General features: G+C 69.5%; 17 protein-coding genes. 2 read left to right on the top strand and 15 right to left on the bottom strand.

Going from position 1 to position 23,602, the window contains the following annotated elements; all coding sequences use genetic code 11:
- Positions 1-44: 44 nt before the first annotated feature.
- Positions 45-1,340, top strand: a complete 1,296-nt coding sequence (locus tag ABZS54_RS01540) for a TerD family protein (protein WP_355529477.1) — start codon at positions 45-47, stop codon at positions 1,338-1,340.
- 206 nt (positions 1,341-1,546) lie between these two features.
- Here the strand turns inward: ABZS54_RS01540 and ABZS54_RS01535 are convergent, their stop codons facing one another.
- From ABZS54_RS01535 to pstC, 15 genes are all read right to left on the bottom strand, one after another.
- Positions 1,547-2,590, bottom strand: coding sequence for a hypothetical protein (locus tag ABZS54_RS01535; protein ID WP_355529475.1), 1,044 nt, complete (start codon positions 2,588-2,590; stop codon positions 1,547-1,549).
- A 205-nt stretch (positions 2,591-2,795) separates the two neighbouring features.
- Positions 2,796-3,731 carry a carbamate kinase gene (arcC, locus tag ABZS54_RS01530; RefSeq protein ID WP_355529472.1) on the bottom strand — a complete coding sequence of 312 codons (936 nt, stop codon included), beginning with the start codon at positions 3,729-3,731 and terminating at the stop codon, positions 2,796-2,798.
- Between the two features lie 157 nt (positions 3,732-3,888).
- Positions 3,889-4,890 (bottom strand): ornithine carbamoyltransferase, encoded by a 1,002-nt coding sequence (argF, locus tag ABZS54_RS01525; RefSeq protein WP_355529469.1) that lies wholly within the window; start codon positions 4,888-4,890, stop codon positions 3,889-3,891.
- A gap of 129 nt (positions 4,891-5,019) precedes the next feature.
- Positions 5,020-6,246, bottom strand: coding sequence for an arginine deiminase (locus tag ABZS54_RS01520; protein WP_355529466.1), 1,227 nt, complete (start codon positions 6,244-6,246; stop codon positions 5,020-5,022).
- Between the two features lie 220 nt (positions 6,247-6,466).
- Complete coding sequence (locus tag ABZS54_RS01515) at positions 6,467-7,894, bottom strand: amino acid permease (RefSeq protein ID WP_355529463.1); 1,428 nt, start codon at positions 7,892-7,894, stop codon at positions 6,467-6,469.
- A 273-nt stretch (positions 7,895-8,167) separates the two neighbouring features.
- Positions 8,168-10,768 (bottom strand): polynucleotide kinase-phosphatase, encoded by a 2,601-nt coding sequence (locus ABZS54_RS01510; RefSeq protein ID WP_355529461.1) that lies wholly within the window; start codon positions 10,766-10,768, stop codon positions 8,168-8,170.
- Positions 10,765-12,555 (bottom strand): 3' terminal RNA ribose 2'-O-methyltransferase Hen1, encoded by a 1,791-nt coding sequence (locus ABZS54_RS01505; RefSeq protein ID WP_355529458.1) that lies wholly within the window; start codon positions 12,553-12,555, stop codon positions 10,765-10,767. The genes ABZS54_RS01510 and ABZS54_RS01505 overlap by 4 nt, the downstream gene beginning before the upstream one ends.
- Positions 12,556-12,688: 133 nt before the next feature.
- Entirely contained in the window at positions 12,689-13,573 is an 885-nt protein-coding gene (locus tag ABZS54_RS01500) for a MerR family transcriptional regulator (protein ID WP_355529455.1), read from the bottom strand.
- 107 nt (positions 13,574-13,680) lie between these two features.
- A complete protein-coding gene (locus ABZS54_RS01495) occupies positions 13,681-14,067 on the bottom strand; it encodes a hypothetical protein (RefSeq protein WP_355529452.1) in 387 nt (128 codons plus the stop codon).
- The gene (locus ABZS54_RS01490; RefSeq protein WP_355529637.1) at positions 14,045-14,761 is read right to left on the bottom strand and encodes a phosphate ABC transporter ATP-binding protein; all 717 of its coding nucleotides are present in this window, start codon (positions 14,759-14,761) and stop codon (positions 14,045-14,047) included. Before ABZS54_RS01490 ends, ABZS54_RS01495 begins: the two co-directional genes overlap by 23 nt.
- 181 nt (positions 14,762-14,942) lie before the next feature.
- Positions 14,943-15,905, bottom strand: coding sequence for a class D sortase (locus ABZS54_RS01485; RefSeq protein ID WP_355529449.1), 963 nt, complete (start codon positions 15,903-15,905; stop codon positions 14,943-14,945).
- Positions 15,902-18,169 (bottom strand): hypothetical protein, encoded by a 2,268-nt coding sequence (locus ABZS54_RS01480; RefSeq protein WP_355529447.1) that lies wholly within the window; start codon positions 18,167-18,169, stop codon positions 15,902-15,904. The genes ABZS54_RS01485 and ABZS54_RS01480 overlap by 4 nt, the downstream gene beginning before the upstream one ends.
- 181 nt (positions 18,170-18,350) lie before the next feature.
- On the bottom strand, positions 18,351-19,949 hold the full coding sequence (pstS, locus tag ABZS54_RS01475) for a phosphate ABC transporter substrate-binding protein PstS (RefSeq protein WP_355529444.1): 1,599 nt from the start codon (positions 19,947-19,949) through the stop codon (positions 18,351-18,353).
- Entirely contained in the window at positions 19,946-21,121 is a 1,176-nt protein-coding gene (pstA, locus tag ABZS54_RS01470; RefSeq protein WP_355529441.1) for a phosphate ABC transporter permease PstA, read from the bottom strand. The genes pstS and pstA overlap by 4 nt, the downstream gene beginning before the upstream one ends.
- A gap of 56 nt (positions 21,122-21,177) precedes the next feature.
- Positions 21,178-22,194 carry a phosphate ABC transporter permease subunit PstC gene (gene pstC, locus ABZS54_RS01465; protein ID WP_355529438.1) on the bottom strand — a complete coding sequence of 339 codons (1,017 nt, stop codon included), beginning with the start codon at positions 22,192-22,194 and terminating at the stop codon, positions 21,178-21,180.
- Positions 22,195-22,565: 371 nt separating this feature from the next.
- On the opposite strand from pstC, the gene ABZS54_RS01460 reads away from it, so the two are divergent.
- Positions 22,566-23,531: a substrate-binding domain-containing protein gene (locus ABZS54_RS01460; RefSeq protein WP_355529435.1), complete on the top strand. Its 966-nt coding sequence runs from the start codon at positions 22,566-22,568 to the stop codon at positions 23,529-23,531.
- Positions 23,532-23,602 lie beyond the last annotated feature (71 nt).

Below are 23,602 nucleotides of genomic sequence, written 5' to 3'. Positions count from 1 at the left end.
GCAAAGGATGAACCGATCAGCCCACTCGTGTGACGATCGTGCGCATGGTGCAGCAGTTGGGCAAGGGACAGAACACGCCGGTGGCCGCCGCGAAGGTGCGCGCGGTCTTCGTCTGGCGGCCGGGACCGAGTACGCCGGGCCTGGACGCGTCGGCGCTGTTGTTGGGTGCGTCGGGTCGCGTCTCGGGCGACGCCGACTTCGTGTTCTACAACCAGCCGACCCATCCCTCCGGCGCGGTTCGCCACGTCGGCAAGGACGAGGGGACGTGGTCGCGGGACGCGCTGGAGATCGATCTGGGGTCGATCCCGGCGAGCGTGGATCGGGTGGTGCTCGCGGCTTCGGCGCACAGCGGCACCTTCGCGGGTATCCGTGACCTGCACCTGTTGGTGAGCGACCCCGGGGCCGAGGTGGACCTGGTCCGGTTCGACATCGCGGACGCGACGGTGGAGACCGCGATGCTCGCGGGCGAGTTGTACCGCCGTGGTGGGGCCTGGAAGTTCCGGGCGATCGGACAGGGCTACTCGACGGGACTGGAGGGGCTCGCCACCGACTTCGGCATCACGGTGACAGCCCCGCCTCCGCCGGCGCCGGCGCCTCCTCGGGTGCAGGCGCCCACGCCGCCCCCGCCGGTGTCGACGACGCCGCCGCCGGCGCCTCGGCTGAACGTCCGCAAGCCCGAGCCGGCGCGGCCGCCGGCCGCCCCGCCGCCGGCGAGCGCGCCGAGCAGGCCACCCGTGCGGTTGAGCAAGGTGACGCTGACCAAGGCCTCGCCGATGGTGTCGCTCAGCAAGGAGGGCATCACCGGCAGTCGGATGCGGGTGAACCTCAACTGGGTGCAGGCCGCTCCCGGGCGGGGCATGCTCAAGCGGTTGATGGGGCCGACCGACCTCGACCTGTGCTGCCTGTGGGAGCTGAACGACGGCTCCAAGGGCATCGTGCAGGCACTCGGCAACATGTTCGGTTCGCCGGACAAGCCGCCGTACGTGTTCCTGGACGGCGACGACCGCACCGGCGCGAACACCGCCGGCGAGAACCTGTTCATCAACCTCGACCACAAGAGCAGCTTCAAGCGGCTGTTGATCTTCGCGTTCATCTACAAGGGCGTGACGTTCGACGACGCGCAGGCGGTGGTGACGCTGACGCCGGCGACCGGCCCCGAGTTGGAGATCCGGCTCGACGAGACCGGCGGCGCGGCACGCTCGTGCGCGATCGCACTCGTCCAGAACCAGGGGGGGGATCTGACCATCCAGCGCGAGGTGCGCTACATCAAGGGCAACCAGCAGAAGGTCGACCAGGCGTACGGCTGGGGCCTGCAGTGGCGGGCGGGCACCAAGGACTGACGAACTGAGCCCTGCACGAGCCCGGCCCGCGACACGGGTGCGGTCGCGAGCGCGCGCGGGAGACGGTCGCGGGTGCGTCCGGTCAGGTACGCGAGCGCACGCGTGGGCACGGGCGCAGGCGCTGATGCGGGCACGGTCGCGGTCGCGGTCGCGGGTGCGAGCGCACTCCGCTCACGGGTCGGGCATCGCGCGTCGCGCCGTTGTGGTCACGCGTCGTCCGGGTGTGTCCCCTCGGGGCGTACTCCGATGCCGGGCAGGTCGACGTAGCCGCCCGACGTCCACGCTCTGGTGCGCAGCCGACGCACGCCGTCGATGCTCCAGAACGCGAACGCCTCCAGGATCGACTCGGCCGCCGCGACCGCGTGTTCGGCACCCGGGCGCAGCCACACTTGGCGCCCATTGCCGGGCACGTTGCCAAGTTCGAGGCGGTCCTGCCCGACCCGGATCTCGACCGTGTGCGCGGGCTCGGCGACGTCGCCCAGCACCAGCAGGACTGGTTCCACCCAGCCGACCAGCGGCATGTCCACGACCAACGAGGACAGTACGCGCGGCAGCGCGTCACAAAAGTCCTCCCAGTCGCGCGGGTCCGGCCCGAACGGCAGGAAAAGTTCGGCAAGGCTCATGTCGGGCCTGCTTACGCACCAGATGTAGGGCAGGTCGGCCAGCGAACCGGCCCGCTCGAAACCGCGCCGTTCGAACGCCTCGCCGGCGCGCGTGGGGAACAACTCCATGACGAGCGCCTCGTTCGCGTCGTCTCGGGAGAGCCGCAGGGTGATCCGTCGCGATCGCCAGCGCAGCCACGCGGCGGGGCCGCCCCGCCAGGGTGCCGGGCCCAGGGTCGCGGTCAGCGCCGCGCCGAGCCTGGTGTGCGCGGCGTCCAACTCCCGCCCGCGATCCCGGACATAGGGCACGGCGCCCCAGGCACCGGCACCGTAGGCGTACTGGCCGGGCACGGACGGCCCCTGGAGCCCGGGCATCGGCGGCGGCGGATCCACCCGGACCGGTAGCGGGGCGGTGAAGCGTACGCACGGCGCGCCCTCGACACGCTCGCCGGATTCCCCGCTGCACAGCAGCCCGGGTATGCCGGTCTCGATGGCCACGTGCCCGTCCTCGTCCAGGCGCGTCTCCCAGCCGAGTCGCCCGGCGGTCTCCTGGAGGGCTTCGACGGACCAGTCACCCCACTCGGCGCCTCTGGCGGCGAGCAGCGTTCGAGCGAGTGTGTCGGCGGCAGGCATCACGGAGACGGCCATGCTCGACATGGTCACAGCACACGGGCCGATCGGACCAGACCCTTTGCCGATCCGCAGTCGAAAAGATCGTCACCACAACCCGCGCCCGCGCGTGCGTCCGCCGCGATCCAAGCCACCCGCACCCCGGGGGTCGACCGGCGCCCGCGGTCGACGACACACACCCGCCGGCCGCATCCCCCGGCCCCTTTCATCGCCCGATCGCCCCCTACAACAGGCTGGTCTCCGGATACTTGCCGCTCGGCGTGACGATCGTCCCGGCGTTGCCCCGGAGGATCTCGGCGGCCTGGTCGAGGGCGCCGATCGCGGCCATGTCACCGGTCATCTCGACGAAGCGGCAGATCGCGTCGACCTTGGGGCCCATCGAACCGGCCGGGAAGTCACCGGCGCGCAGTTGCATGGGGGTGGCGTTGGTGATTTCCTGCGCGTCGGGCTGCCCGAATCCGCGTACCACTCGGGGGACGTCGGTGAGCAGCAACAACACGTCCGCGTCCAGGGCCTCGGCCAGCAGAGCCGCGGTCAGGTCCTTGTCCACCACGGCCTCGACGCCGGTGAGTTGGCCGAGTTCGTTGCGCACCACCGGCACGCCACCGCCACCCGCACACACCGCGACGGCCCCGGAGGCGAGCAGTTGTCGAATCAGTCGGGTCTCCACCACCCGGGCGGGTTTGGGTGAGGGCACCACTCGGCGCCACCACTTGCCGTCCGGTTTGACGATCCAACCGCGCTCGCTCGCCAGCCGCTTGGCCTCGTCCTCCTCGTAGATCGGGCCGACGAACTTGGTCGGATCCTGGAATGCGGGATCGGCGGTGGAGACGAGGGTTTGGTTGATCAGCGAGCACACCTGCCGGCCAGGCAGTGCGTTCTGCAGCGACTGGAGCAGCCAGTAGCCGATCATGCCCTGCGTCATCGCGCCCAGCACGTCGAACGGGTAGGGCTGGCTGAGCGACTGGTCGGCGGCGGACTGGAGAGCGAGGACGCCCACCTGGGGGCCGTTGCCGTGGGTGACCACGAGTTCGTGTTCGCGAGCCAGCGGGGCCAGCGACTTGACCGCTTTTTGGATATTGTGCAGCTGGATGTCGGCGTCGGGCTTGTCCCCGCGCTGAAGCATCGCGTTTCCGCCGAGGGCGACGACGACGCGCATGGTGGATCCCTTCGGTCCGGGGCGGCGATCGCGATCGACCGGCGGCTGATCGCGATGTCGCGGCATATCAGGATGAATGGTGCGTTCCACAACCACGAGCAGCCCGGGTACCGGTGGTGGTCCGGTGCCCGGGCCGCGCAGATCCTCGTAACGTGTTCTAGTCGCCGAGTGTGGCGACCATGACCGCCTTGATCGTGTGCAAGCGGTTCTCGGCCTCGTCGAAGACGATCGAGAAGTCCGACTCGAAGACCTCGTCGGTGACCTCCAGCGCCTCCATGCCGGTCTTTTCGAAGATGTCCTGGCCGACCTTGGTGTTGCGGTCGTGGAACGCCGGAAGACAGTGCATGAACTTGACCTTGGGGTTGTCGGTCGCCCTCACCACGTCCATGTTGACCTGGTATGCCTTGAGTTGCGCGATCCGGGTGTCCCAGACCTCTTTGGGCTCGCCCATGGACACCCACACGTCGGTGTAGAGGAAGTCCACGCCCTTGACGCCTTCCCCGACATCGGCGGTGTGGGTGATCCGGGCACCGGTCGCGACCGCGATCTCCTTGGCCTTGTCGACGATCGCCGGGTCGTTCCACAACTCCTTGGGCGCGACCATGCGTACGTCCATGCCCAGCATCGCGGCGGTGATCAGCAGCGAGTTGCCCATGTTGTTGCGGGCGTCACCGAGGTAGGCGAACGAGACCTGGTGCAGCGGCTTGTCGGAGTGTTCGCGCATGGTAAGCATGTCCGCGAGCATCTGGGTGGGGTGCCACTCGTCGGTCAGGCCGTTCCACACGGGCACACCCGCGTACTTGCCGAGCTCCTCGACGTACTCCTGCTTGCTGCCGCGGTACTCGATACCGTCGTACATCCGCCCGAGCACCCGCGCGGTGTCCTTCATCGACTCCTTGTGCCCGATCTGCGAGCCGCCCGGGTCGAGGTAGGTCACACCCGCGCCTTGGTCGTACGCGGCGACCTCGAACGCGCACCGGGTGCGGGTGGAGGTCTTCTCGAAGATCAGCGCGATGTTCTTGCCGACGAGGCGCTTTCGCTCGATGCCCGCGTACTTGGCGGCCTTCAGGTCCGCGGCGAGGTCGAGCAGGTGGTTGAACTCCTTGGGAGTGAAGTCCAATTCCTTGAGGAAGTTGCGGTGACGCAGATTGAAGGCCATGGCTCCAGGCTTCTTTTCGGACGGGATCGAAAGGCCCGCGAAATGGTCGGGCGAGACGTCGCACGGACGAATCGCACAACGCATCGGTCGTAGGCTCGGACGGGTCGCACGGATCGGCAAACCGCCAGGTTAGACGGCCTCGCGCTCCACCGGACAACTCATGCAGCGCGGCCCGCCACGACCGCGACCGAGTTCGCTGCCGCGGATGGTGACCACCTCGATGCCGTTCTTGCGCAGGTAGGTGTTCGTGGTCACATTGCGCTCGTAGGCGAAGACCACGCCTGGTTCCACCGCCAGCACGTTGCAGCCGTCGTCCCACTGCTCGCGCTCGGCGGAGCGCACGTCCTGGGTCGCGGCCAGGACCCGGATGTCGGACAGATCCAGGGCGCTCGCGATCGCCTTGTGCATGTCGTGGGCCGGGTGGTCGGTGACCTTGAGTTCCTTCTCGTGCTCTCCCGGTTCGATCGTGTACGACGGCAGCATGCCCATGCCGGCGTACTTGGTGAACGTCTCGCCGTCGAGCATCGTCATCACCGTGTCGAGGTGCATGAACGCGCGCTTCTTCGGCATGTTCAGCGCGACCACCTTCGTCGCGGAACCGTGCTTGAACAGTGCACGGGCCAGCGCCTCGACGCCCTGCGGGGTGGTCCGCTCGCTCATCCCGACCAAGACGGCGCCGTTGCCGATGACCAGGACGTCGCCGCCCTCCATCGTCGCCGGGAAACTGCTCTGGCCCGGGTTCCATACGTTGAAGTCACCCTTGGCGAAATTCGGGTGGTAATTGTAGATCGCCTCGAAGTGCACGGTCTCGCGCCGGCGGGCGGGCATCATCATCGCGTTCACCGCGACGCCGTCGTAGACCCAGCACGAGGTGTCGCGGGTGAAGATGTGGTTCGGCAGCGGCTTGAGCACGAAATCGTCCACGTCCATGGTGTGGAACGCGACGCTGTGCGGCTCCTGCATGTACTCGAGGATTTCGCGCTTGGTGATGCCGCCGACCAGGTAGCGGACCAGTTCATTGGCGTCGAAGCCCTCGAACAGAACGCGCAGTTCGTCCACTGCCAGCAGACCGAACTCGCGCTCGTCGAAGACCCGGTCCAGCACCATCTTCTTGGCGGCCGGCTCGCCGGAGAGCGTCTCGCGCAGCAGGTCGGTGAACAGATGGACGCGAATGCCACGATCGCGCAGCGCGTCCGCGAAGCCGTCGTGCTCCTCGCGGGCCCGCTTGACCCACAGCACGTCGTCGAACAGGAGCTCGTCCTTGTTCGTCGGGGTCAGCCGCTTCATCTCCAGATCCGGGCGGTGCAGGATCACCTGCTTGAGGCGACCGGTCTCCGACTCGACGTGGAACCCCATGGAATGGTCCTCCTGACCTTTTCGAACTGCGGTGTGCTTTCCGGCCATCGGGACCGGACCTGGTTTCGGTGGTGCTTTCGGCGGTGGTTTCGGTTCTGGTTTTCGGTTCCGGCTCGGTGCCGCTTGCGCTTGCGCTTTTGCTTCCGCTCCGCTTTCGCTTCCGTCTGCGGATGGTGTTTCCGGTTCCGAGGGGTACGACGCACGCCGGGAGCGCGCGCCGCTATTCGCGCACGTCCACGGTGTCGTGCTCGACCTCGACATTCGTCGCCTCCGTGCCGCCTGGGCCGTATTCGCCGCGCGAGGCCTTGACCCAGATGTAGACGGGGATGCCGAGCAGCAACATGATCAGGCTCTTGAGCACCGCGTCCGAGCCCGCGCCGTAGACCATCCACAGGGTGAACAGGAAGCCCACGCCGGCGATGGTCAGGTCCTTGGCCGGCGCCGCGTGGGTGACCAGGCGCTCGCGGGTGACCAGCCAGAACAGCTGCGCCGACGCGGAGAACAGGTACGGGATCACGGTGGTGACGGTGGCCAGCAGCAGGATCGTCTCGAAGGCGTCCTCGGACCACAGGTAGTTCATCGCGACCACCACCGAGGTCAAGACCGTGGCGACCAGAATGCCGAAGACGGGCACGCCCGCCCGACTGACCGAGGCGAACGGTCGCGGGAATACGCCGTCCTTGGCCGCCGCGTACGGCATCTCCGCACACAGCATGGTCCAGCCGTTGAGCGCCCCGATGCCCGAGACGATCGCCATCGCGGCCATGATGCCGCCCCAGACGCCGCCGCCGAACATGTTGTTCAGCGCGTCGGAGAACGGGGCGGAGGAGTCGACGAGTTCGGCTCGCGGAACGTTGCCCATCACCGCGATCGTGCTGAGCATGTACACGGCGGCGCATGCCAGCGTGCCGTAGATCGAGGCCCTGCCGATGTTGCGTTCGGGATCCTTGACCTTCTCGGAGGCCACCGACGCGGCCTCGATGCCCGAGTAGGCGAACACCACCAGCGCCGCGGAGACCTGCAGTGCGCCGAGGAAACTCTTGCCGCTCGCGTTGAACTCGCCGAAGTTGCCACTGTTGATGAAGAACAGCCCGACGATGGCCACGAACATCAGCGGAACGAACTTGAGCACGGTGGTGACGACCTGGAACAGGCCCATGTTCTTGACCCCGGACAGGTTGATCAGGGCCGGGATCCACAGGCCGACCAGGGCGATCGCGATTTTGCCCGGTTCGGAGTCCCAGTGCAGGAAGTAGTTCACGTAGCCGACCCAGGCCACCGCGATACCGGCGTTGCCGGCCCAGGCGGTGATCCAGAACGACCACGCGTTCAGGAATCCGGGGAATTCGCCGAACGCCTCGCGGGCGTAGGCGTAGGGCCCACCGGCCGCCGGTGTGCGTGCGCCCAACCTGCCGAAGATCGTCGCGATCGCCAGGGCGCCGACGGTGACCAGGCCAAAGGCGAGGATACTGATGGTGCCGTACTTGGCGAGGGTCGCCGGCAGCAGGAAGATCCCGGTGCCCACGACGCCGCCGACCACGAGCGCGGTCGCCTGCGGGAGCCCGAGGGTGCCCTGCGAGGCGTCGCCCGCCACGGGTTCGGCCGCGGTTGACGCCGTCGGGGCCTGGGGATCCACCGCCTGGCTCATCGCTGCTCCTCCGTGTGTCGAGGGGGCCCGGCGCCTGTGTTCGGCTCCGTTTTCCACCACATGAGGATCCTGCACCCGCTGTCGGGAGCGAACCTCCGACACAGGTCACGACCTGCGACGACACTCGGACCGATCGACACGGGACCTTCGACCCGCCTCGATCGGCACTGGGCACTGAAGCGACATACCCGAAAGTTTCCGGCAATCACGTACGCAAGGGCGGTATCCGCGCCGGCACGAATACCGCCCTTGCTGCGAACAGGTGACGCGGCCTCAGAGCCTGGGGTCCACCGGTTCCGATTCCAGCGCGAGGACGGCGAAAACCGCCTCGTGCACGCGCCACAACGCCTCGCCGGCCGCCAGCCTGTCCAGCGCCTCGGTGCCCAGCGCGTGCTCACGCAGCGCCATCGAGCGCTTGTGGCCCAGACCACGATTGCGCAACCGCTCCAGGTTCACCGGTTCGGTGTAGTCGGCGCCGTAGATGATCCGCAGGTATTCCGGGCCCCGGCACTTGACCCCCGGTTGCACCCGCCGGTTCGCCACCCGCGCGGCCTCGCCGGCGAGCGGCTTGACCACCATGCCCTCACCTCCGGCGGCGGTCAGCTCGGTCCACCACTCGACGCCGGCCGCGACCTGCTTGTCGTCGGTGACGTCCACGATCAGCCGGCCGGTGGGGGCGAGCAGCCCCGAGGGGTCGGCCGCCACCAGTCGGTCGGCGAGCGCGAGATGCCATGCGTGGTCCCGGCCCAGGTAGGACCCGCCGCGCCCGGCGAGCACTTGGAACGGCGCGAAGCGCAGCCCCGCGAGGCCGTCGGTCTCCCAGCAGTACCGGCCGTACGCATCGACGAAGGCGTGCGCGTTGCCCTCACGGCCCGTGATGCGGTCGGCCAGTTCGCCGACGTCGATGCCGCGTTCGAGTGCACGCGCCAGCGCGGCGCCGGCGACCGGCAGCGCAGAGGTCGCAGCGGCACCCACCGAGGCGTACTGCTGCCGCAGCAGTTCCTGCGCCTTGGCCGACCACGGCATCAACTCGGCGTCGAACAGCAACCAGTCGGTGTCCAGCTCGGCCCACAGGGCCGCAGCGTCGATCGCCGCGCGCAGCCGGTCCAGGAAGCCGTCCGTGGTGGCCCGATCGGGGAAGAAGCCGCGCCCGGTACGGGTCCACACCGCGCCCGCGCCCATCCCCTCGTCCACACCGAACGCCTCGCGCGCGGCGGCCTCGTCCCGGCACACCAGGGCGACCGCGCGCGATCCCATGTGCTTCTCCTCGCAGATCACCTCGGTAACCCCGTCCGCGTGGAACTGCGCGAACGCCTCGGCGGGATGTTCGAGCAGCCCCGGCAGCGTGCTGGTCGCGCACGGCGCCATCGTCGGCGGCAGGTAGACCAGCCAGCGCGGGTCGATGGCGAACCGGCTCATCACCTCCAGGGCTGCCGCCGCGTTCTCCTGACGTACCGTCACCATGCCCGCGCCGGCCGTCTCGACATGCCGGCGACCGACCCCGCCGGAGCTCAGGTCGAGCACGTCGCCCAGGTCGAGGGTGCGCCCGTCCCGGCCGCCCGGGGCCTGTGAGGCCATCGGTCGCACCGGCTCGTACCAGACCTGTTCGGCCTGCACCGCGACCAGTTCGCGCTCCGGCCAGCGCAGCGCGGTCAGGTCGCCGCCGAACACCGCGCCGGTGTCCAGGCAGATCGTGTTGTTCACCCACACGGCACGCGGCGTGGGCGTGTGGCCGTAGACCACGGTCGCTTTGCCCCGGTACTCGTCGGCCCACGGGTAGCGCACCGGCAGGCCGTACTCGTCGGTCTCGCCGGTGGTGTCGCCGTACAGGGCGAAACTGCGCACGCGCCCGGACATCCGACCGTGGTACTTCTCCGGCAACCCCGCGTGGCACACCACGAGTCGGCCCTCGTCGAGCACATAGTGGCTGACCAGGGACTCGCAGAAGTCGACCACCTCCCGGCGGAACTCCTCGCTCTCCGACGCCAATTGTTCGAGCGACTCGGCGAGTCCGTGGGTGGTCTTGACCTGCCGGCCCTTGAGCGCTCGCACCAGCTTGTTCTCGTGGTTTCCCGGCACGCACAGCGCGTGCCCGGCACCGACCATGCCCATCACCAGGCGCAGTACGCCCGGGGTGTCCGGTCCGCGGTCGACCAGGTCGCCGACGAAAACGGCGGTTCGGCCCTCGGGGTGTGCGGCGTCGACCGGTCGCCCCGCTTCGTCGCGGGTGATCCCGTAGCCGAGTTCGACCAGCAGCGATTCCAACTCGGCGCGGCAGCCGTGGATGTCGCCGATCACGTCGAACGGGCCGGTCAGGTGCCTCAGGTCGTTGTATCGGCGCTCGTGCACGATCTCGGCGCGTGCGACCTCGTCCACGCCGGTGAGCACATGCACCTTGCGGAAGCCCTCGCGTTGCAGGCCACGCAGCGATCGGCGCAGGTCCCGGTGCTGACGCTGGATCACGTGCGGGGGCAGGTGCATCCGGTCCGGGCGCCCGGAGTTGCGTGCCTGGCACTCGGCCTCGGGGATGTCGAGCACGATCGCGACCGGGAACACGTCGTGGTCGCGGGCGACCTTGACCAGTTGCGCGCGGGCCTCGCGTTGCACGTTGGTCGCGTCCACCACGGTCAGCCGGCCGGACGCGAGGCGCATCCGGGCGACGTGGTGGAGCAGCTCGAACGCGTCGCCGGAGGCCGACTGGTCGTTCTCGTCGTCGGCGACCAGTCCGCGGAAGTAGTCGGAGGACAGCACCTGGGTGTGCTTGAAGTGGGTGCCGGCGAAGGTCGACTTGCCCGCGCCGGTGGTGCCGATCAGGACCACCAGGCACAGGTCGGGCATGGTCAATGCACGGCGGGCGCTCGCGTCGTGGGTCATGCCGTTGCTCCGGTGCCTTCGTCGTTGGCGGTGGGAATGGGTGCGGGTGCGGGTGTGTCGCGGGCGTGCGGGATGCCGGCAACTTCGCTCTCGGTACGGGTGAACACGACCATCTGGGTCGAGGGGCCGACCTCGGGGTCGACCTCGCCGACCGGTTCGAATCGGGTCGCGTAGCCGTACTTGGCCGCCGCCCTCTCGGCCCACGCGCGAAACGTGGCCTGGTCCCATTCGAAGCGGTGGTCGCCGTGCCGCATGGCGCCGGCCGCGAGGCCCTCGCCGCCCTCTTGCTCGGGGGCGTAGCGGACGTTGTACTCGACGTTGGGCGTGGTGACCACGACGGTCACCGGCCGGGCCGAGCCGAGGACGGCGTATTCCAGGGCGGGCAGGCGCGGTTCGTCCAGGTGCTCGATCACCTCGCACAGCACGGCCGCGTCGTAGCCGACGAGCCGCTTGTCGGTGTAGGTGAGTGCACCCTGGATCAGCCGCACGCGATCGCGCTGCCGTTCCGACATCCGGGCGAGCTTGAGTTTGCGCTCGGCGATGGTAAGCGCGCGGGTGGACACGTCGACGCCGACGATCTCGCGGAAGCGCGGCTCCCTGAGCAGCGCCCCAATCAACTTGCCGTCGCCGCAGCCCAGGTCGAGCACGCGCTCGGCCCCGGCCGCCCGCAGGGCCGCCACGATCGCGTCCCGTCGCTGCCTGGCGAGCGTCGGAGGTCGCTCGTCCGCACCCGCGCCCTCGCCGGCGACCGCCACGTCGACGGTCGCCGGCGCATTCGCGAGGACCTCGGTCGCAGGCACGGCACCCACGCCCGCAGGCGCAGCCGCGACCGCACCCCCAGGTCCCTCGGTCACACCCGCAGCCACGATGCCTGCGGCCGCACGCGCAGGTGCGACACCCTCGGTCGCCACCGACCCCACACTCGCAGGCACACCCGCCGGCGTCACGCCTGCGACCGCACCCGAGTCCTCGCCCGCCTCCGCATCCTCGCCGGCGTCGTCCGGTATCGCGTTGTCGAGGTTCTCCGGCGCGGTCTCGTCGATCTCGGCGAGGCGCTCCATCGCGCTGCGGGTGAGGGTGGGACGGCGCGAGAGGTAGCGGCTCGCGATCAGGTCGCGGTCCGGATGCGCGGACAGCCAGCCCTCGCCGGCTCGGAGCAGCTTGTCCACCTCGTCGGGCGCGACCCAGTAGTGCTTCGCGTTGTCCAGGACCGGGAGCAGCACATACAGCTGCCGCAGTGCGTCCGCGAGCGGCATCGTGCCGCTCAACGCGAGCCGCACATAACGCGATTCACCCCACGCCGGGAAGCGCGGGTCCAGCGGGATCGACTCGATCGCCACCTGCCATCCCAGCGGCTCGAACAGCCGCCGGACCATCTCCTCGCCGCCGCGCGCGGGCAGCGCGGGCACCTCGATCTCCAACGGCATCGGCATCGCCGGAAGTTCGGGGCGTGCATCGCAGCGCCCCTGCATCGCGGTACGAAAGACCGTACCGAGCGCGACAGCGAGCAGCGACGACGCGGCGTAGGGCCGGTCGTTGACGTACTGCGCGAGCGCCAGGTCGGGCGAGCCCTTGGCGCTCTTGCCCCGCTTGACCCCGCGCGTGAGCGCGATCGGGTCGACGTCGAGCAGCAGCGCCGCGGTGCAGCGCGCGTCGTCCGCCTCGGGGTAGAAGACGTGTGCTTCGCCGTAGGTCGTGGAGAACCGTTGCGCCTTCCCGGGGTGCTTGTGCAGCAGGAAGCCGAGGTCGGTGGCGGGCTGATGAGTGGTTGCGATGGTCAGGAACACCAGGCCGATTATGTGCCAGGCACACGGTCGCCGACGATAGCTTTTCGCCGGTGTGCACCCTCCGGGTACGCCCTCCGGAAGGTCCCCCGACACGCCTGCGGTCGCATCTGCGATCGCGCTTTCGATTACGCCCTCATCCGTCGACGTCGACGGACAGTCCCACCACCGTACGGCTGGCATCCCCGGGGGCGCCCGCGACCTCTCGCGGGCATTGCTGCCGCAGGGTGCCCAGGTCGATCGACAACTCCTGCTCGGCGGCGGCCCGCACGAGCGCGGCGAACGCCGGATGCACGGCGGTGCCGTCGTCGGGGTCGTCGTCGGTGACCACGTGGTCGGTGGTCAGTTCGCGGCCGGCCTGGCGCGTGCCGGCGATCGTCCGTCGTCCGGGGACGGACCAGCCCTCGGGCACCGGCGCGGCGAGCGGCACACACAGCCCGACCTCGGCGCCGGCGTCGTCCGCGGGTCGACCCAGATCCAGCCAGAACGCTCCAATGGGCGCGAGGCCGTCCGCGTGCAGGCTCGCGTACAGGTCCAGCAAGGCACCCTCGATCGCGGCGTCGGCGTCTATTACGGCACCGCCGGGGCCCGCGACCACCGGGTCCGCGTCGGCGCCCACAGGCAGCACGACGTACTCGACCACGCCCACCCAGGCCAGCGGCGGGGTCGTGCGTAGGCGCACGACGTAGTCGAGACCTGCGCCCGCGAGTACCCGCTCCGCCGTCGCGAGGGCTCGATCCTCGCGCGCCCGTTCGGCCAGGACCGCCTCGCGTCGCGCGCGCAGCGCCTCGTGCGGGGAGCCGCCGTCGCGCATCGCGCTGCGGATGGCCGCGAGCGGTACGCCGGCCGTGCGCAGCGCGCGGACCAGCCCCGCCTGTTCGAGTTGGCCGATCGTGTAGCGGCGGTAGCGCGTGTGCGGATCCACGTCCGCGGGCACCAGCACACCCTGTTCGTCGTACCAGCGCAGCGCCTTGACGGTCAGGCCCGTGGCGCGTGCGAAGTCTCCGATGCCGAGGAACATCCTCATCACCTCCGACCGACCACGGTGCCCTCTCCCGTAACGGGAGAGTCCACTGCGGGGGGCGCGCCGCCACGACCGTCGCGATCGTGGCGGGCTCGCGGCCCAGGTCACCAGTCGTCGGGCTCGGTGACGGTCAGCAGGCGGACGAATCTCTCGTAGGACACCTGGCAACTCTCCAGGCGCTCGTAGGTGCGGGCCGACAACGCGACGGGAGCACTGGGTTCGAGAGCCACGCTCCAGAACCAGCCCGGCGCACCGGTGGCCCGTCCGATGACGGGCACGAGGTCGACCACCCGGCGACGCAGCCGGTCCAGCTCGATACGGCAGGCCCCCGCCGTGACATGGCCCCGAGCGGACCGCGCGAGCACGCGGCCGTTCGGGGCGATGAGCCGCCACCGCACGTGCTGCTCGGCGTCCAGGTGGACGTCGTAGCGCGCGTGCCGTTCCGGCGTACCGTCCGGGGCCCGCGACTCATCCGAAGCGACCGGCGACATAGTCGGCCGTCCGAGGGTCGCGGGGGGCGCCGAAGATCGCGGTGGTGGGTCCGGCCTCGACGATGTGGCCGGGGGTGTTCTCCGCCGCGAGGAAGAACGCGCAATGGTCGGAGACGCGTTGGGCCTGTTGCATGTTGTGCGTGACGATCACGATGGTGATGTCGTCGCGCAGTTCGCCGATGGTGTCCTCGATCCGGCGGGTGGAGGTCGGGTCGAGTGCCGAGCACGGCTCGTCCATGAGCAGTACGTCCGGGTCGACCGCCAGGGAGCGGGCGATGCAGAGACGTTGCTGCTGGCCTCCGGAGAGCGCACCGCCGGGTTGCCTGAGCCGATTTCTCACCTCCATCCACAGGCCGGCCCGCACCAGGGAGGACTCCACGACGGCGTCCTTGTCGGCGTTGCGCACGCCGGTCAGTTTCAGGCCGGCGACCACGTTGTCGTAGATGGACATCGCCGGGAACGGGTTGGGCTTTTGGAAGACCATCCCGACCCGTCGCCGGGTCTCGATCGGGCGGCGGGTGGAGTCATAGATGTCCTCCCCGTCGAGCAGGACCCGGCCCGCGAGTTGCGCGCTGGGCACGAGTTCGTGCATCCGGTTGAGGATGCGCAGGAAGGTGGACTTGCCGCAGCCGGACGGCCCGATCAGGGCCGTGACGGAGTTGGCCGCCATCACGAGGTCGACGCGTTCGAGCACCTTGTGAGTGCCGAACCAGGCGCTGACGGCATCCGCGGTGAGCGTCGAGCCACGCCCACCGGCGGATTGAGCCGGTAAAGGCTGGGTCTCGGCTGCGGGAGCGAGAGTCGTCGCACCGCTGTCCGGGCTGGTCACGTGCGGAGCCTCCGGGGTGTGGAGTGGGACGGGACGAGAGCCGGCGTCAGAGCGTCGCCGGGAGTACGCGAGCGGCGGATTCGTACAGTGCCCACACGACGGCGAGCACGACCGGGGTGCCGAGCAGGAGCGTGCCTCGGCGATCGGGGTGGCGGCGCAGCGCCCAGACCAGGACGACGAGCACGAGCGTGAACGCCTGTGCCCACAGAAGCAGTCGCACGCCGGCGTCCGCGTAGCCGCCGGTGCCCTTCTCGTCCGCGCGTAGACCTTGCGGGCGGCGACCCTCCTGGGCTTTGGGGGCACCCTGCAGTTCGGCGATCACGACGGTGCGCCCACCGGGTCGGATCCACGAGTCGGCGGTGATCAGCACGAGCCGGTTCTCCCGGCCGGGCGCGAGCACGTCGTCCTTGCCGTTGGCCACGTGCCGGCGCTCGATCACCTTGTAGGTGAACTCACCCTGTTGCGTGATGGCTTCGATGCGTTGGCCGACGCGCAGTCGCGAGAGGTCCCGGAACGGGCCGCCGAAGGTGTGCGAGCGTCCCATGATCACGCTGTGCCCGCCCTGGCCGGGCAGGCCGCTGGTGCGCAGGTGTCCGGGCCCCTTGGCGAGCGAGTCCGCGGTGGTGCCCTCGACCACGACCTGGCGCACGCCGATCGCGGGGATGCGCAGCATCGCGACCGGGCTGCCCTTGTCGATGTTGCCGCCGAGCGGGCCGACGTCGCGGTAGAGCTCGTCGGAGAGCCGGTCGGCCAGGATGCTCTGGTCGCGGGCCTGTTGGATGTCGGAGACCACGTACAGGTAGCCGACGAAGCCCGCGATGAGCAGAGCCAGCAGCGCGACGGACGCGCCGGCGATCGTGTACGGGTCCGCGTGCCCCGTGCGGGGCTTGTCCGCGGTCGCGGGCGGTTGCCCGCCGGCGCCCGCGGGTGCGCTCGCGGGCGCCTGTTCGGTCGCGGGTGCGCTCGCCGGCGCGGTCGCGGGCACCTTGGAGACGGTGTCGGCGGTCATGTGGCAGCCCCCTGGCGACCGACCAGGCGCAGAACGGCGGCCACCGGTGGTGGCCAGCCACCGGTGCGGCGCTTGTGTCCGAGCGAGAGCAGTACCGGGCATGCGATCAGCGCGGCCCCGCTGACGCACATCAGGACCAGGAGCACGAGCGCCGACGGGTCGCCGTCGAGCGCGTCCTTGATCACGTTGGCGACCGAGGGGAACGGACCCTTGTCGGTGGGTGGGGCAGCCGCGCCGATGGGGGCGGTGGAGGGTGCGGTCGAGGGCGCGGCGGTGGGAGTGCCGCTGGGGTCGACCGTGCCCGGGGTGTTCGGGCCGCCGTTGTTGCCGGCGCTCGAACCGGCCGAGCTGCCGGCGTTGTTGCCCTGGGCGACGGGCGCGGTGGTGGGCGGCGGCGTTTCGCCGGTCCACTTGGGCGCGTCGGCGATCTTCTTGCGGGCGTCGGTGATCTGCTGTTTCTGCGCGGCGCTGAGCGGGATGTAGCCGGGCGGCAGCGCGCCGGGCTGGAAGCTTCCGGTCTGTATCTGGCCGGCCGTCGCCGCGTAGGCGAGGAAGGTGTCGATCTTGGTCGCCTTGGCGGCGGTGAGCTTGTCGGTGGAGACCATCGCCACATTGGTGACGGTGAGCGGGTAGGCGTTCGCGACCGTGCTGCGGAAGTCGTTGGTCAGGGTGACTCCGTCCGGGCCCGGCTTGGCGGCGGCGAGGCCGGCGCGTACGGTCGCGGGGTCGGTCGGATCGACGAAGTTGCCTGCGGCGTTGCGGATTTTGGCCATCGGGGTGCCCATGCGCGTGGCCGCCTCGACCGAGGTGATCGCCATGACGTTGTGGTAGCCGTACTTGTCCTGACCGTCGTCCTTCGGGCCGACGTCGGTGATGCTGCGGTTGGTCGGCACCGAGTTGCCCAGCCGGTTGACGATGTCCTCGTACACCGACTGCGGCACGTTCGTGTTGGCGAGCATCTCCAGTCGGTTGGTGTACACCGCCATGGGGTAGGTCGCTGGGCCGACCCGCCACTCGGCGGGACACACGATGCCGTTGGCGTCCGGCGTGCCGGAGAGCCATGTGAGCGTCTCCGGGTCGGAGACGAGCCATTGGGTCAGCGCCCAGATGGTGTCGTCCTGGACCCCCCGCAGGATCGGGGTGCGCACGGCGACGGGCCAGGCGTGCTCTTCATTGATGGCCGTGAACTCCGGGTCCTGGGACAACTGCAGAATCGCACCGGGACCGTGCGGCGCGGCCGGGTATGCCCCGGTGATCAGCTTCGCGACCAGGCGTGGGGTCAATTTCATCGATGTGACGGGCAGGTGCGTTTGCACGTCGTCGATATTGAACGAGAACGCCAGTGCGCCGTTGGTCAGCGGCGCGTACACCGTCTTCGCCTTGTCTCGGATACCCCCCAGCGGCACCGGGCGGGCGCTGTCGAGGGGGCCGGCGATGGGCTGTTGGGTGACACCGACGTCGACGCTCTTGTTGAGGAAGACCTCGCGCCCGCTGGGGCCGGAGCCCGCACTCACCGTCATGTTGACGGTGTTGGTTCGGGCGGTACACAGCCCGAACACCCATGAGGAACCCGCCTGGGTGAACTCGCCGGCCCCGTTGACCGAGAGGTCGGGGTGCTCCATGCCGGGGCACGCGTCGGGCGCGGGCACGAAGGACAACGGCGTGAGCGCATACTGGCCGGCGGCGAAGGCCAGCGCCATCTCGGTGTCCTTGGGACCGTACGACAGGCCCAACTCCACGTTTTCCAAGGGCTTGAACGAGGAGGCCGTGCTTCCCTCGGCCGGCGTCACGAACACCACGATCGAGCACACCTGGCGGTCGGAGCAGCCGAGCTCGGGCAGTCGCAGCGCCGGCCGTACCTGGATCCACGCCTGCCCGGATCCGTCTGCGGCGGTGGGCAGTCCGGTCTGTTTGGTGGAGGCTCCCGGCGGTACCGAGTCGGGCTGCTTGACCTCTTCGCCTTTCTCGGTCCAGCGCGGCGCCCAGCAGTCCCGGGGCTGAGGCGAGGTGCCCTTGCACTGCATCACGACGACGCTGTTGGTGCCGGCCGCCAAGGTGAAGCCGGTCCACTTGACCAGGATGCGCTGGTTGACCAGGTTGGTGCTCTGCGACACCGTCACGGCCGGGCGGCCCGGCTCGGCTGCGCCGGCCGAGCCGGCGACCACGCCGAGCCAGCCCGCGAGCAGCGCGACGCACAGCGCGATGACACCGGCGACGGACAGGGCGCGTCCCTGCGAGGCGGTGGATCGTTCGGTGCCGCTCACGGCAACTCCACTTCTCTCACCCGCATTCGGGATCGGCTCCCCCCGACGAGGACGACCCGCGCCGATCCTCGCGCGGCGCGGCGACACCAGGGGAGCGGAAATCGACACGGTGTTCGAAAGTTCGTCTGCGCCGCACGGACCGGACACCTCCCGGTCACCCGACTCGGCCCACTCACGCGATTCAACGGACATCGGGCCCACGCCCTCGACCGATGCGGCTGTACAGAAACGGCGCACCGAACACGGCGGCCGCCAGGCACACCAGGGTCAGCGCGTAGAACCACACCGGCGGCAGCGGCGGCGAGTCGCCTGCTTCCACCGATCCGGCACTGACCGGTCCGGCGGGGCTGGACTTGTCGCCGCCGGCCACGACTTCACCGGTGCCCTGGTCCACGGTGCCGCCGGCATTGTCCGGACCCTGAGTGCCGGGGGCGGTTGCGCCGGGCGTTTCACCGGGCTTGGGTGTGTTGCCACCGTTGCCGTTGTTGTTCTGGTTGTTCGTGCCACCACCCGGAGCATTCTGTTGGGGCTGCTGTTGCTGCTGCTTCTGCTCCGGCGGCACCCAGGCCGGGTCGAAGGTCGGGTTCGGGCAGGCGTCGTACTCCGCCTTGGTCGGCTTGGTCAGGTTCGCCGGCAGCGCGCCGGGGTCGGCTGCGCCGGGGATCGACTTGATCGCGTCGTAGCCGAAGCTGACCAGTTTGGGCGGCAGCGGCGAGTAGCCCAGTTCCGGGGCCCTGGCCTGTCCGGCGCACAGGAAGTACTTGATGAACTTGCCCAACGTCTCGCCCTTGGCCTCGTCGAAGCCGAACTGTTTCGCGGCGGGCACGATCATGTAGCTGTAGCTGGAGATCGGGTAGGCGCGCCGATCGGCGTTGGTGTAGACGTCGTCCAGGACCTGCGTACTGTCCTGGTTGAGCCGGGCCTTGGTGAGCGCGACCGACACCGCGTCGGAGGTGGGTTGGGTGTACACGCCCGCGGTGTTCTTGACCGAGGCCACCGGGAACTGGCGTTGGATGGCGTAGGCGGTCTCGACGTAGGTGATTCCGCCCTCGCCGTAGCCGGCCGCGACGTAGTTGGCCACGCCCTCGGACCCGGCCTGCGCCTTGGTCGCGCCCTTGACCGGGAACTCCGAGGTCATTCCACCGGGGAAGAACGGTCGCCAGATGTCGTTGACCTGGTTGGTGAGGAACGCGGTGAACTGTGCGGTGGTACCCGACCCGTCGGAGCGCACGACCGGCGTGATGGGGGTCGCCGGCAGGGCCAGCGCAGGGTTGTCGTCCTTGATCGCCTTGTCGTTCCACACCTTGATCTGGTTGGTGAAGATGCCGGCGATGGTGCGCGGCGACAGTTGCAGGTTGCGCACCTGTTGGCCGCGGATCTTGAGGTTGTACATGAACGAGGTGCCGCCGGCGACGATCGGCAGGTACTTGAACCTGGTGTTCGAGCCCGCCAGGGCGGCGAGTTCGTTGGTCGAGGCTCCGGTGCGGTCGACGTAATTGCCCTGGAAGGGGATCTCCGAGACGGCGAAGTCGACCAGGTGGTGCATGAAGTCGGTGCGTCCGGCGGTGGATCCGTTGGGGGTGTAGTCGACTGCCAGACCGCGGGCGGCGACGTCGACCGCCCATTGCATGGTCGCGGGCGCACTCCACGTCGACCCGCTGCCGTGGATTCCGGTTGCGGCCGAGGCGGTGCCGGTCGGCAGGGTGAGCAGCGGGACACTGAGCAGGGAGGCGATCGCCAGTCTGAGCAAGAGCGCGGGGCCGCGCTTGATCTGGGTCATGAAGTGGGCTCCGGGGTGAGGGACTTGGCGACAGCGGTGGCACGCCGCCGCTTGCGACGACCGGACTCACCGGGGGCGCGCCCGCCGATCAGGCGCGCGAGGGTGAACAACACGAGGACGATCAGCAGCAGGGCCACGCCGGCGCCCCACGCGAGGGAGTTGAGCTCGTCGCTGGGCGACTTGTAGTTCACCCAGATGAAGTACGGCAGCGAGTTCTGCACACCGCTGAACGGGTTCCAGTTCATCCCGGCGCTGCCGCCCGCGACCAGCAGTACGGGCGCGGTCTCGCCGACCACGCGGGCGCAACCGAGGATGACGGCGGTGACCAGGCCGCTGCGGGCGGTGGGCAGTACGACGTTCCACAGCGTGCGGAACTCGCCCGCGCCCAGCGCCAGCGAGGCCTCGCGCAGGCCGTTGGGCACCAGTCGCAGCACCACTTCGGTGGCGCGCGTGACCACCGGCATCATCTCCACCGACAGCGCCAGACCCGCGGCCAGACCGCAAAAGCCCTGGCCGAGCGAGATGACGAAGAAGGCGTAGACGAACAGGCCCGCGACCACCGAGGGGATCGCGGTCATCGCCTCGACCACCACCCGCACCACCCCGGCGAACCGGCCGCCGACCTCGTTCATGTAGATCGCGGCGATCACCCCGAGCGGGACGCTCAGCACGATCGCGATGCCCATTTGTTCGAACGTGCCGACGATGGCGTGCGCAGCGCCGACCGCGACGCCGTCGGCGCTCAGCGCGCTGAAGTGCCGCTGGGTCGCGGTGAAGAAGTCGGCGTGCAACATCCGGCCGAAGCCCTTGACGAAGACATAGCCGATGACGGTGACCACCGTGCCGACCATCAAGGCCGCACCGGTGGAGATCACCGCGCCGGCCACCCGGTCGCCGGCGGCGACTCGGCCCAGGCGCATGCGGGTGGCGATCGCGTACAGCAACAGGAAGCTCGCGTAGGCCGTGATCAGGTAGCCCTGCCAGCCGGAGACCGGCAGGATCCGCCCGTACAGCACCCACGCGAAACTCGCGCCGGCGACCGCCGCGCCGAGCGCGACGCCGATGTCGTCGGGGGCCACGCGGCGCAGCGCCACGCGGGCTTCCTCCGGTGGTCGCGGCGCGGGCGGCGGCGCGTCGGGTCCGGGCCGAACGATCGGCTCGGTGACGGTCATCGTCGTGGATCCCCTCGGTGGTGGGTCTGGTGGGGCCGGCGGCTGCTTGTCTTTGTTCAGATCTCGGTGGACTTGCCGCTGCGCGAGCGCGCGACAAGGACGCCGGCCACGGTGTTGACGGCGAGGGTGAGGACGAAGAGCGCGAGGCCGGCGGCCATCAGCGCGGAGATCGACTCGGTGTCGGCCTCGCCGTACTTCAAGACGATCAACGAGGAGATCGTCGAGCCCTGACCGTCGAGGATGCGGAACGAGAAGTCGGTGTTGAACGAGATGATCATCGCGACGGCGATGGTCTCGCCCAAGGCTCGACCCAGGCCGAGCATGATGCCGCCGATCATGCCGCCGCGTCCGAACGGCAGGACCACCGCGCGGATCACCCCCCAGCGGGTGGCGCCGAGCGCGAGCGCGCCCTCCTTCTCGCCGGGCGGCGCCTGCCCGAACACTTCGCGGCTGACCGAGCAGCAGATCGGGATGACCATGGTTGACACCACGACGCCGGAGATGAACAGCGAGGAGCTGAACTGGCTGTCCACGAAGCGGGCCTTCACGTCGATCGTGCGGATCTCGAAGATCGGCAGGAAGTCCACATTGGTGGCCAACCACCGGCTGACCGGGATCAGTTGGGGCTGCAACACGAAGAAGCCGAAGATGCCGTAGATGATGCTGGGCACCGCGGCCATCAGGTCCACGGTCGAGGTGAGCAGGCCGCGCAGTCGCCGGGGCGCGAACTCGGTGATGTACAGGGCCGCGGTGAGTGCGATCGGTACGGCGACGACGAGCGCGACGATGGCCACCAGGATGGTGCCGGTGAGCAGACCGCGAACCCCGAAGGTGCCGCTCTTGGGCTCCCACACATCCTCGGTGAGGAATCCCCACCCGGCCCGATCGAGCGCGCTGCTGCCTTGGTAGAGCAGGTAGCCGCCGATCGCGACGAGCAGTCCCAGGACCAGAATCGCCACGCCGCGCGTGGTCCAGCGGAACGCGTGGTCGGCCCTGGTCCGACGTACCACGATCCGCCGGGGCGAATCGATGAGCTCCGGCGATTCGGGTGCGAACACGGGCGGATGTGCCATGGCTGTCGGCTCCTGAAGGCGGGTGGCGAACCGACCTGACCGTTCGTCATGTCGCCCGGCGATCAAGCCGGATACCCCTCGCCTGGAGACAACCAGAGCGCAGCCCCTCGGCGACTGTCCGCTACGGAAACAACCGGTGCCGAGGGTGTACGGCAGGCGTCGTATCCGTGCCCTGCCGGTTCCGGTGTATCCGGTTTCCGTTACAGGTGCGGCCCGTTCGCGTCGGCGCCTCGCCCGGCCCGGTCCCGTTTCCCTGCCGGACATCCCACGACGATCAAGCCGCCGGCAGCGTTGTCGGCGTCGGCCACTGCGGTCGACGGCCAGCAAATGCCAAGAGAGAGTTGAGACTTCGAATGTCCAGCGTCTTCAGCATGCGCAAGACCGCCACCGTACTGGGTACCGTCGGTGCCGCCATGGCCCTCGTCGTCGGCGCCAACGCCTCGGCGAACGCGAACACCTACGTCAACGCCGGTTCGGACACCCTCCAGAACGTCACCAAGGCGCTGTCGACGGAATATGCGAACAACGTCGATCCCAACGGCAACAACTGGATCACGGTGAACGCCGGTGTCGCCGCCGGTGGCGTCAACACGGGCAAGCCCGCCTGCAACACGCAGTACGGCTCGACCGCCAACCCGTGGCCGAACGGCTCCGGCGCCGGCATCAACGCGCTGCTCGCCGAGCGCGCCGGCACCAGCGCCAACTGCCTGAGCTTCGTGCGCTCCTCGCGTGGTCCGAAGGCCGGCACCCCCGAGGCCACGCTGACCTTCGTCCGAGTCGCCGGCGACGCCGTCACCTGGGCCACCAAGAAGCCCGGCGCGCCGACCAACCTGACCCAGGCTCAGCTTCAGAACATCTACAAGTGCACGATCACCGACTGGAACCAGATCAACTCCAGCCTGTCGGGCACGATCGAGAAGCACATCCCGCAGGCCGGTTCCGGCACCCGCCAGGAGTTCATCGACAAGGTGCTCGGCTTCGACCCGACCGCCACCTCCAACGGCGCGTGCGCCGCGACGGTCAACCAGAACGCGCAGGAGAACCGCGGCGACGCGCCGCAGATTCTCAGCAACAACGCGATCATCCCCTACTCGCAGGCCGCGTACGGCGAGCAGACCACCCCCGCGTCGGGTGTGACCAACCACACCGGCGGCTTCACCACCCGCAGCATCGGCGGCCTGGCGCCCAACGCCGGCGGCTTCGTCGGTAACCGTTCGGTCTACTACGTCTACGACCCGCTGGACACCGAGAGCGACGTCGACGCGCTCGGTTTCATCAACTGGGCCAAGGACTCGGCGCAGCGCCCGATCTGGGCCACGTTCGGCTTCGTCGCCTAGTCGACGCCCGAGCCGAACCGCACCACCACGTGATCGGTGGCGGGCCGTCCCGAGGCGGGGGACGAGGGACG

Origin of the sequence: Embleya sp. NPDC005575, assembly GCF_040605455.1 — a bacterium.
Taxonomy (GTDB): domain Bacteria; phylum Actinomycetota; class Actinomycetes; order Streptomycetales; family Streptomycetaceae; genus Embleya.
This window is presented reverse-complemented; position numbering and strand designations above follow the sequence as displayed.

What these genes read in the sequence shown, in the direction of transcription:
- ABZS54_RS01540 (WP_355529477.1), top strand. Translation starts at nt 45, where the DNA reads ATGGTGCAGCAGTTGGGCAAGGGACAGAACACGCCGGTGGCCGCCGCG.
- ABZS54_RS01535 (WP_355529475.1), bottom strand. Translation starts at nt 2,590, where the DNA reads ATGGCCGTCTCCGTGATGCCTGCCGCCGACACACTCGCTCGAACGCTG.
- arcC (WP_355529472.1), bottom strand. Translation starts at nt 3,731, where the DNA reads ATGCGCGTCGTCGTCGCCCTCGGCGGAAACGCGATGCTTCAGCGCGGG.
- argF (WP_355529469.1), bottom strand. Translation starts at nt 4,890, where the DNA reads ATGGCCTTCAATCTGCGTCACCGCAACTTCCTCAAGGAATTGGACTTC.
- ABZS54_RS01520 (WP_355529466.1), bottom strand. Translation starts at nt 6,246, where the DNA reads ATGGGGTTCCACGTCGAGTCGGAGACCGGTCGCCTCAAGCAGGTGATC.
- ABZS54_RS01515 (WP_355529463.1), bottom strand. Translation starts at nt 7,894, where the DNA reads ATGAGCCAGGCGGTGGATCCCCAGGCCCCGACGGCGTCAACCGCGGCC.
- ABZS54_RS01510 (WP_355529461.1), bottom strand. Translation starts at nt 10,768, where the DNA reads ATGACCCACGACGCGAGCGCCCGCCGTGCATTGACCATGCCCGACCTG.
- ABZS54_RS01500 (WP_355529455.1), bottom strand. Translation starts at nt 13,573, where the DNA reads ATGTTCCTCGGCATCGGAGACTTCGCACGCGCCACGGGCCTGACCGTC.
- ABZS54_RS01495 (WP_355529452.1), bottom strand. Translation starts at nt 14,067, where the DNA reads ATGTCGCCGGTCGCTTCGGATGAGTCGCGGGCCCCGGACGGTACGCCG.
- ABZS54_RS01485 (WP_355529449.1), bottom strand. Translation starts at nt 15,905, where the DNA reads ATGACCGCCGACACCGTCTCCAAGGTGCCCGCGACCGCGCCGGCGAGC.
- pstS (WP_355529444.1), bottom strand. Translation starts at nt 19,949, where the DNA reads ATGACCCAGATCAAGCGCGGCCCCGCGCTCTTGCTCAGACTGGCGATC.
- pstA (WP_355529441.1), bottom strand. Translation starts at nt 21,121, where the DNA reads ATGACCGTCACCGAGCCGATCGTTCGGCCCGGACCCGACGCGCCGCCG.
- pstC (WP_355529438.1), bottom strand. Translation starts at nt 22,194, where the DNA reads ATGGCACATCCGCCCGTGTTCGCACCCGAATCGCCGGAGCTCATCGAT.
- ABZS54_RS01460 (WP_355529435.1), top strand. Translation starts at nt 22,566, where the DNA reads ATGCGCAAGACCGCCACCGTACTGGGTACCGTCGGTGCCGCCATGGCC.